Annotated in this window: 7 protein-coding genes; 4 read left to right on the forward strand and 3 right to left on the reverse strand. The window is 65.0% G+C overall.

The annotated features are described in order from the left end of the window. Positions 1 to 1,357, reverse strand: a 1,357-nt coding sequence (locus AC1VAN_RS05135) for an N-acetylmuramoyl-L-alanine amidase family protein (RefSeq protein ID WP_480985388.1), incomplete at its 3' end; no start/stop codon positions are given. Positions 1,358 to 1,758: 401 nt separating this feature from the next. Here AC1VAN_RS05135 and AC1VAN_RS05140 point away from each other — a divergent pair. Continuing rightward, a complete protein-coding gene (locus AC1VAN_RS05140; RefSeq protein ID WP_480985389.1) occupies positions 1,759 to 2,883 on the forward strand; it encodes a GNAT family N-acetyltransferase in 1,125 nt (374 codons plus the stop codon). Positions 2,884 to 2,944: 61 nt separating this feature from the next. Here AC1VAN_RS05140 and AC1VAN_RS05145 read toward each other — a convergent pair whose 3' ends face one another. Further along, positions 2,945 to 4,213: a hypothetical protein gene (locus AC1VAN_RS05145; protein WP_442252053.1), complete on the reverse strand. Its 1,269-nt coding sequence runs from the start codon at positions 4,211 to 4,213 to the stop codon at positions 2,945 to 2,947. 71 nt (positions 4,214 to 4,284) lie between these two features. Between AC1VAN_RS05145 and aat the strand changes: the two genes are divergently transcribed. From aat to AC1VAN_RS05160, 3 genes are all read left to right on the forward strand, one after another. Further along, on the forward strand, positions 4,285 to 5,025 hold the full coding sequence (gene aat / locus AC1VAN_RS05150) for a leucyl/phenylalanyl-tRNA--protein transferase (protein ID WP_442252061.1): 741 nt from the start codon (positions 4,285 to 4,287) through the stop codon (positions 5,023 to 5,025). Positions 5,026 to 5,111: 86 nt separating this feature from the next. Then, positions 5,112 to 5,330, forward strand: a complete 219-nt coding sequence (infA, locus tag AC1VAN_RS05155; protein ID WP_005409596.1) for a translation initiation factor IF-1 — start codon at positions 5,112 to 5,114, stop codon at positions 5,328 to 5,330. 203 nt (positions 5,331 to 5,533) lie between these two features. Continuing rightward, complete coding sequence (locus AC1VAN_RS05160; protein WP_099783944.1) at positions 5,534 to 5,929, forward strand: hypothetical protein; 396 nt, start codon at positions 5,534 to 5,536, stop codon at positions 5,927 to 5,929. A gap of 73 nt (positions 5,930 to 6,002) precedes the next feature. On the opposite strand, the gene clpA is transcribed toward AC1VAN_RS05160, so the two are convergent. Next, the gene (clpA, locus tag AC1VAN_RS05165; protein WP_480985390.1) at positions 6,003 to 8,285 is read right to left on the reverse strand and encodes an ATP-dependent Clp protease ATP-binding subunit ClpA; all 2,283 of its coding nucleotides are present in this window, start codon (positions 8,283 to 8,285) and stop codon (positions 6,003 to 6,005) included. Positions 8,286 to 8,311: the final 26 nt, after the last annotated feature.

An 8,311-nucleotide genomic window follows, 5' to 3' on the forward strand; every position in this document is an offset into this window, starting at 1 on the left:
GGCTGGGTTTGTCGTCGGGGCTAGTGATGCGAACCTTTCCGTCGCTGCAGGTCCATCCGGGCGGGCAGCCCACGTTCGTGGTGACCAGTTCGATGGGGTACTGCGGATAGCCCTCGAAGGCGACATCCACCTGCTGTGAGCTTCCCTGAGGCAACCGTATTCCCTGGATGGGCTCGGCCTCCAACGGAACGCAGCCCTTGCCTTCGCGGAAGAGCCGGTAGCCCTTCTCAACTCCTTTCATGGAAGCGGCACGGAACACCGGGTCCTGGAGGGCGGCGGCGTCCGCGGCATTTGTGTGAAAAGCCACCTCGACCACTATGGACGGCATGGTTGCGAAGTTGTTTTCACCATGTCCTGCGGCGACGCCATCTCGGGGAACAGGAAAGTCAGCGTAACCCTCCTGTGCGGTGATGAGCTCCCGCATGTAGCACAACGTCAGATCGGCCAGCTGTCGATCCGCTGGCTTGCTTGAATGGTAGAAAACCCTTGACCCACGGGCAACGCCTGGGACATCCGCATTGGTGTGAATGCTGAGCATCCCTGCAACGCCGAGATGATTCGCGTAGTACGGTCGAGCGCGGATGTCATCTGACACCTCCCTGTCGCTCGCAGTACTGTTCGCAAAGTGATTCCAGATATCTGTCCGATCAGGAAGAAGATCCTTGAGATGGTAACGAGCTGACATCTCATACCACGGACGCATTGAATCCGGGTGCGTACCGCCCCCGCCGCGACGCGCACGATGCACGGTCACACCCCCTCGATCTTCCAGCAGCCGTTGCAACTCGTCCGCATATCCGGGCGTAATCAGATCCTCCTGCACGCCATTGCGTACAGGCCGCTGGAATTCCCACCCCATACCGGGGTGCACTCTCAGCAGCCCGTGACTGGCCGAGACAAGAACCTGGCCCCCTGCCTGCCTGGCAGAGCCCTGCTCTTGCGCACTGATGCCGCGAGGAAAGTGTTCCCAGTAGGGCTTTCCCTCGTAAAGAATGACCGTTTCAACTTCGCCTACGCCGGCCTGCGTCGTGTAGGCCTCCAGGGTGTTCCTGATGTGCTGCTCCAGTTCCTCGAGCGAATGATCGTCCTCCGACGGCAGGATTCCAGCCCCGAAGCTGATGACGAGCTTCCTTTGCTGGATATCAACAGAGGCACCAACTGATATGCCCGTGGATCTGGACCTGCGCAACTGGTGGTCATCCAGGATCTTCTGTGCTTGCCGCGTCAATAGAAGATCCAACGCCACATCTGTATCAGCGGCGGGCGGTAAAGGCTGAGTGAGCGCCTGCGGACAGGGTAAGGTGCAGGCAATGATCGACGCCAATCCAATGGGGCGGAACGCGCGCACGAAATTCATATCAGTTCCTTTGAAAGGTTGGGGAGTGCGCCACGCGTGTCGCACGGATCAACACTGCCAAGCCCTCAAAAGGGATGTAATGCTAGGCGTTTCAGATCCGGGAATTCACAATTTCCCTCAGGCCCATCGCGCCTACCAACGCCGCAACAAGCCAATCCTCGCCAGCCTCGAACAGCTCCCCCGAGAATTTTGAGAAAGGCAAGCTGTCCATTCGCGAACACTGAACGGCATCGGCCGTGCCCCCTGCAGTTAGCGGTACCGAGTGATCCAAGGCCGACGCCAATCGGCACCGCGTCACTCCCATCGTGACGGGCGATCAGACCCTCACCCCGGCTGGTTAAACTCAACCCGCGGCGCCGCGACACCGTCATCCCGCACCGCACCTGCCCTATCCTCTTCCCATGCCCACCGCCCGCTTCCTCGACTCCCTGCAGTCCGTTCCCGCCACCGCGTGGGATGCCCTGCACGATGGCCGCAATCCATTCGTCAGCCACGCCTTCCTGTCCGGCCTGGAAACCTACGGCTGCCTGCGCGAGGACTGGGGCTGGCAGCCGCAGCACTTCACCCTCTGGGACGGTGATGCCCTGGTCGGCGCCGTTCCCGGCTACCTGAAGACCAATTCCCACGGTGAATTCGTGTTCGACCACGCCTGGGCCAATGCCTATGCGCGGCACGGACGCGACTACTACCCGAAGTGGCTCGGCGCGGTGCCGTACTCGCCGGTGACTGGCCCGCGCCTGCTGGCCCGTGACGACGCGCAGCGCACCGCCCTGCTGACGGCACTGCGCGACCGGTTGCCCGCGCTGGATGTGTCATCAGCCCACATCAACTTCCACACGGCAGCTGACGAAACGGTCTTCGATGACGACTGGCTGCTGCGCGAGGACATCCAGTTCCAGTGGCATAACCGGGGTGACTGGGTGACGTTCGAAGAGTTCCTGGGCGCGATGGACCACAAACACCGCAAGAACATCCGCCAGGAGCGCGCCAAGGTCGGCCGTCAGGGCATCAGCTTCCGGGTGGTGCATGGCGACGAGGCCACCCGCGCCGATCTGCAGGCGATGTACCGCTTCTACCTGCAGACGTTCCTGGAATACGGCAACGCGCCAGCGCTGACCGAAGCGTTCCTGCGCCATCTGGCGGTTTCACTGGGACGCGGGCTGGTGCTGTTTCTGGCCGAACAGGACGGCGAACCGATTGCCGGCGCGTTGTGCCTGCGCGGTGGCGACACGCTGTACGGCCGCTACTGGGGCGGTGCCACCCTGCCCGGCCTGCACTTCGAGGCCTGCTACTACCAGGGCATCGAGTACTGCCTGCGAGAGGGCGTGGCCCGCTTCGAGCCGGGTGCGCAGGGCGAGCACAAGCTGRCACGCGGCTTCCTGCCCACCATCGTGCGCAGCCGGCACTGGGTGGCCGATGCGGAGTTTGCCGAGGCACTGCAGGACTGGTGCCGGCAGGAGCGGCGGGATGTGCGGCGCTACCAGCAGGAACTGCAGGGGCATGGCCCTTTCCGCGCGGAACCGTAGCGTCGGAGAAGCGTGCCAGCCAAGGTTGGCATCTACCACGGCAATGGCGGGGATGCTGCGCTCAGGTGCACTGCCAGAAGTGCCCGCTCACCCGGCACTTCGCGCACCAGAAGCTGTACAGCATGCCGCCACTTCCCCACAGCACCATGCCTTCATTGGTGGTCGGCAACGTTGAGTCCAGCTGCATCACGAAAGGCATCTGCTCGCCACAATCGATGCACGCCGGGTAGTGCGCGCTCTGCACCCAGCTCGGTGCGCCACCCACCCGCGACAGGTTCTGCCGGTGATTGGACTGGCCCCAGTCCTGCTGCTGCCAGCGATGGCTGTCCATCGCGGCAAGACCCACTTCGGCCTGCAGCAGGTCGCCGCTGTCGGTGGGATTGATCGGCACCTGGCAGTGCTGGCTGGGGTGGCAGCTCGGCATGCCCTCTGCATCGTGCCGATAGAAACGCACGGGCGGGTCTTCCCAGCCACAGCAGTCCAGGCACAGCCCGAGCGTGACCTCACCCTCCGCGTCCGGCTGCAGCGCCGCAGCATCGGACTGCAGCAGACGCTGCAGCGGCGCATGACAGCTGCCGCACAAGGCATCGAGCAGCCCGCCCACGCGCCCGGCGTGAAGCACCTGGCCGCCATTCCAGGTGGGATGCAGCCGCCAGATCCGCTTGCGCCAGGCAGGCTCTTCGTCCACCTGTGCGCGATGCTGTTCGCGTCCGAAGCGCAGGTGCAGCGGTTGCTGGCCATGCAGGCGGCGCAGACGCGGGCCATCGGCCAGGCCCGCCCAGTGCGCCCAGACCTCGGCATCCAGGTCGCTCCAGTCGGCCAGGTAGCCACGGGCGGCGGCATGGGTCTCCGGCTGGGTGGCCAGCAGCACTGCCTTGGCCCGCTCCAGTTCGCGATCGTCGTCCGCCTCGGTCAACCGATGCGCCCAGTCAGTCGCAACCGACGGCGGCAATGCCTGCCAGACCTGCGAGGCCAGCTGGATGTGATCCTCGATGGCGACCTCCAGCAGCGCCTCCCAATCGTCCTGCAGCGTGTGCGGCGCTTGGTAGCTGGCAAACTCCAGCACGCTGGTCAGCAGCTCGCCACGCTCGCCGTCACGATAGCGCCGCCAAGCGTCAATACAGACCGGAGCGACAGCCTCGTCCGGCAGCAGATCCAAGGCCGTGTCGAGGAAGGTGGAGCCGGGTGAGCGGCGATCCAGCGCCTGCAGCAGAAGCGCGCCAAGCGGGGGGCGGTCTTCGCTGGCCAGGGTCAACAGCATGGCCAGGCTGTCATTGCGTGTGCGCGGCGCATCGTGCGCATCGAGGATGGCGGTGATCGGATCGCTCATGCGGGGCTCCTTGCCGGTAGTGCGTGATGGTGCCAGACATCGCGCATCGCCACGACGAATACAATGCCGGCATGACCCGTCAGTTGCCCTGGCGCCTGGCCGATGCGCCGGATGCCCCCTTTCCGCCGGCCGAGACAGCGCTGCGCCAACCCGATGGCCTGCTTGCGGTGGGCGGCGACCTGCATCCGCTGCGCCTGCTCAATGCCTATGCCGGCGGCATCTTTCCGTGGTTCAGTGAAGGCGAGCCGATCCTGTGGTGGTCGCCGGACCCGCGCATGGTGTTCCGTACCGACGGCGTGCACCTGAGCAGCAGGTTCCGCCGGCAGCTGCGCGGCAACTGCTGGGAAGTGACCGCCGATACCGCCTTCAGCCAGGTGATGCGTGCATGCGCCAGCGCGCCCCGCCCCGGCCAGGACGGCACCTGGATCAGCCCGGCGATGGTGGATGCCTACAGCCAGCTGCACGACCTGGGTTTCGCACATTCCTTCGAGGTGTGGGATCGGCAGACGCTGGTCGGCGGCATCTATGGCGTGGCTATCGGCACGATGTTCTTCGGTGAAAGCATGTTCAGTGGCGAAAGTGGCGGCTCCAAGGTGGCGCTGGCCGCACTGGCACGCACGCTTCACGGCTGGGGTTGGCCACTGATCGACGCGCAGGTGGAGAATCCGCATCTGCTGCGCATGGGCGCCGAGCATCTGCCGCGCGCGCCGTTTCTGCAGCAGGTCCGCAGCGCGGTACAGGCGCCGGGCCGGGAAGGCGTCTGGACCCGGCTCGTCGGGCGCGTGCCGGCAGCGGATTTTGCCGGGGAATAAMACAATCTTTGCAAGCTGGGCGTTTGACGCGTAAAATGCTGCGCCTTAGGCCCAGCGTGGCCGTTTTCTGAACCGCACAGGACTACATGTCGAAAGACGATTCCATCGAGTTCGAGGGCACCGTCAGCGAGACGCTGCCGAACACCACTTTCCGCGTTCGTCTGGAAAATGGGCACGAAATCATTGCCCACATCTCCGGCCGCATGCGCAAGAACTACATCCGCATCCTCACCGGTGACCGGGTCAAGGTTGAAATGACCCCGTACGACCTGACCAAGGGTCGTATCACCTACCGAATGAAGTAAGCGGCTGGCGCGTTGCGCCACCTCGACAAGGCCAGCCCTGGACGCTGGCCTTTTGTCATGCCTGGAATCCGGCCCTGCCGGACGGCACCCTGACCGAATGCACCGTGACATCGGTCAGCCATGCTTGCGGCAGATTCGCATTCGCAGCGGCGGCGTCATCGTGGCATCCGATCCAGTCCGGATCGCCATCCCCTGCCCCTGCCATGAACGTGACCTCCCTGCCCGCTGGCTTCGCCGCCCTGGTACTCAGCACTGCCGCCCTGATCGCACCCGCCGCCCAGGCCGCCGACACGCCGTCGGCAAGCGCCGGTGACAGCTGCATTGCTTTGAGCGAAGACCAGCAGATCGTCCGCGCCGGCGCTGATCGCGATGTGCTGCTGCGCAATGGTGACCAGCACTACCGCGTGGTGTTCAAAGCCTCCTGCAGCAGCGCCGTGACCTCGCGGCGGCTGGCATTTGAAACCCAGGGCGAAAGCAACCAGCTGTGCGCCGGCTCACGCAGCGTGCTGAAGACCGATCGCGCCAGCTGCACGGTCGAGCGGATCGAACCCCTCGAAGCTGCCGCCTTCCAGCGCATGGCCCGCCAGCGCAGCCGCTGAGGAGCTGACACGACAAGGGCGGCCTGCGCCGCCCTGTCGTTGCTTCCGTTGCCGGGCGCTGCCCGGCACATCCTTACTCCACCGTGGCCGGCAACAGCCGTTCCGGCTCGGCCTGCGCCTCGACCACCAGTTCGTCGTTGCGCACGTCGATGCTGACCTTGCCGCCGTTGACCAGCTTGCCGAACAGCAGTTCGTCGGCCAGCGGGCGCTTCACCTTGTCCTGCAGCACCCGCGCCATCGGGCGGGCGCCCATCAGCGGGTCGAAACCGTGGTGGGCCAGCCAGTCGCGCGCAGTCGGCGTGGCCGACAGGCTGACGTGCTTCTCCTGCAGCAGCATCTCCAGTTCGATCAGGAACTTGTCCACCACGCGCAGGATGTGTTCGAAGCCCAGCGGCTGGAACTGCACCACCGCATCGAGGCGGTTGCGGAATTCCGGGGTGAACGCACGACGGATGGTCTCCATCGCATCGGTGGCGTGGTCCTGCTTGGTGAAACCGATCGAGCGCCGCGAGGCCTGCGCCGCGCCGGCATTGGTGGTCATCACCAGCACCACGTTCTTGAAGTTGGCTTCGCGGCCGTTGGTGTCGGTCAGCACGCCACGGTCCATSACCTGCAACAGSAKRTTGWAGAYKTCMGGRTGCGCCTTCTCGATTTCATCCAGCAGCAGCACGCAGTGCGGCGTCTTGACGATCTTCTCGGTCAGCAGGCCACCCTGGTCGAAGCCGACATAGCCCGGGGGCGCACCGATCAGGCGGCTGATCGAATGCGGCTCCATGTATTCGGACATGTCGAAACGGACCAGTTCGATGCCCAGCTGCAGCGCCAGCTGCTTGGTCACCTCGGTCTTGCCGACACCGGTSGGGCCGGCGAACAGGAAGTTGCCGATCGGCTTTTCCGGATTGCCCAGGCCCGAGCGTGCCAGCTTGATGGCCGACGCCAGGGTGCCGATGGCCGGATCCTGGCCGAAGATCACCATCTTCAGGTTGCGCTCCAGGTGCTGCAGCACATCCTTGTCGGTGGCGCTGACCTGCTTGGCCGGGATGCGCGCCATCTTGGCGACGATGGCCTCGACCTCCTCGACGTCGATCAACTCCTTGCGCTGGCCTTCCGGCATCAGGCGCTGGCGGGCACCGGCCTCATCGATCACGTCGATGGCCTTGTCCGGCAGCAGGCGATCGGCGATGTGCTTGACCGACAGGTCGACGGCGGCCTGCAGCGCTTCATCGGCGTAGGTGACGCCGTGGTGGGCTTCGTACTTGGACTTCAGGCCCTGCAGGATCTCGTAGGTTTCGCCCACGGTCGGCTCGACGATGTCGATCTTCTGGAAGCGACGGGCCAGCGCCCGGTCCTTCTCGAAGATGCCGCGGTATTCCTGGAAGGTGGTCGAGCCGATGCAGCGCAGCTCGCCCGACGCCAGTGCCGGCTTGATCAGGTTGGAGGCGTCCATGGTGCCGCCCGACGCCGAACCGGCGCCGATGATGGTATGGATCTCGTCGATGAACAGCACCGCATTGGGCACCTTCTTCAACGCGGTCAGCACGCCCTTCAGGCGCTTTTCGAAGTCGCCACGGTATTTGGTACCGGCCACCAGCGCGCCGAGATCGAGCGAATAGATGACCGCATCGGCCAGCACGTCCGGCACCGAACCCTCAACGATGCGTCGGGCCAGGCCCTCGGCAATCGCGGTCTTGCCGACGCCGGCCTCGCCCACGTACAGCGGGTTGTTCTTGCGGCGGCGGCACAGGACCTGGATGGTGCGCTCGATCTCGTCGGCACGGCCGACCAGCGGGTCGATGCGACCGGCACGGGCCTGCTCGTTGAGGTTGCTGGCGAACTCGGTCAGGGCATCGCCCTTGGGCTCGCCTTCGCCCCCCTCCATGCGGCCCTCGCCCTCGGAGGAGGACGGCTGCTCGCCTTCCTCGCCCAGCTTGGCGATGCCGTGGGACAGGTAATTGACCACATCCAGCCGGGTGACATCCTGCTGGTTGAGGTAATAGACCGCGTGGGAGTCCTTCTCGCCGAAGATGGCAACCAGCACGTTGGCGCCGGTGACCTCCTTCTTGCCGGAGGACTGCACGTGGTACACGGCCCGCTGCAGCACGCGCTGGAAGCCCAGCGTGGGCTGGGTATCGCGGCCGTCATCTTCGGCCAGGCGGGACACGGAGGCCTCGATGGCCTGCTCCAGCTCCTGGCGCAGGCGGTCGGCGTCGGCGCCACAAGCCTTCAGTACGGCCTGGGCGGACGGGTTGTCGAGCAGTGCCAACAGCAGGTGTTCGACCGTCATGAACTCATGTCGGGCCTCACGGGCGCGCTTGTAGCACTGGCCGATGGTGTGTTCGAGGTCTTTGCTGAACATGGATTACTCCGGCGGCAGTTGGAGAC

The organism is Stenotrophomonas sp. 05L44_2 (assembly GCF_056665995.1).

Bases quoted from the DNA above. Each gene is read 5' to 3' on its own strand.
- AC1VAN_RS05145 (WP_442252053.1), bottom strand. From the start codon at position 4,213: ATGAGCGATCCGATCACCGCCATCCTCGATGCGCACGATGCGCCGCGC.
- aat (WP_442252061.1), top strand. From the start codon at position 4,285: ATGACCCGTCAGTTGCCCTGGCGCCTGGCCGATGCGCCGGATGCCCCC.
- infA (WP_005409596.1), top strand. From the start codon at position 5,112: ATGTCGAAAGACGATTCCATCGAGTTCGAGGGCACCGTCAGCGAGACG.
- AC1VAN_RS05160 (WP_099783944.1), top strand. From the start codon at position 5,534: ATGAACGTGACCTCCCTGCCCGCTGGCTTCGCCGCCCTGGTACTCAGC.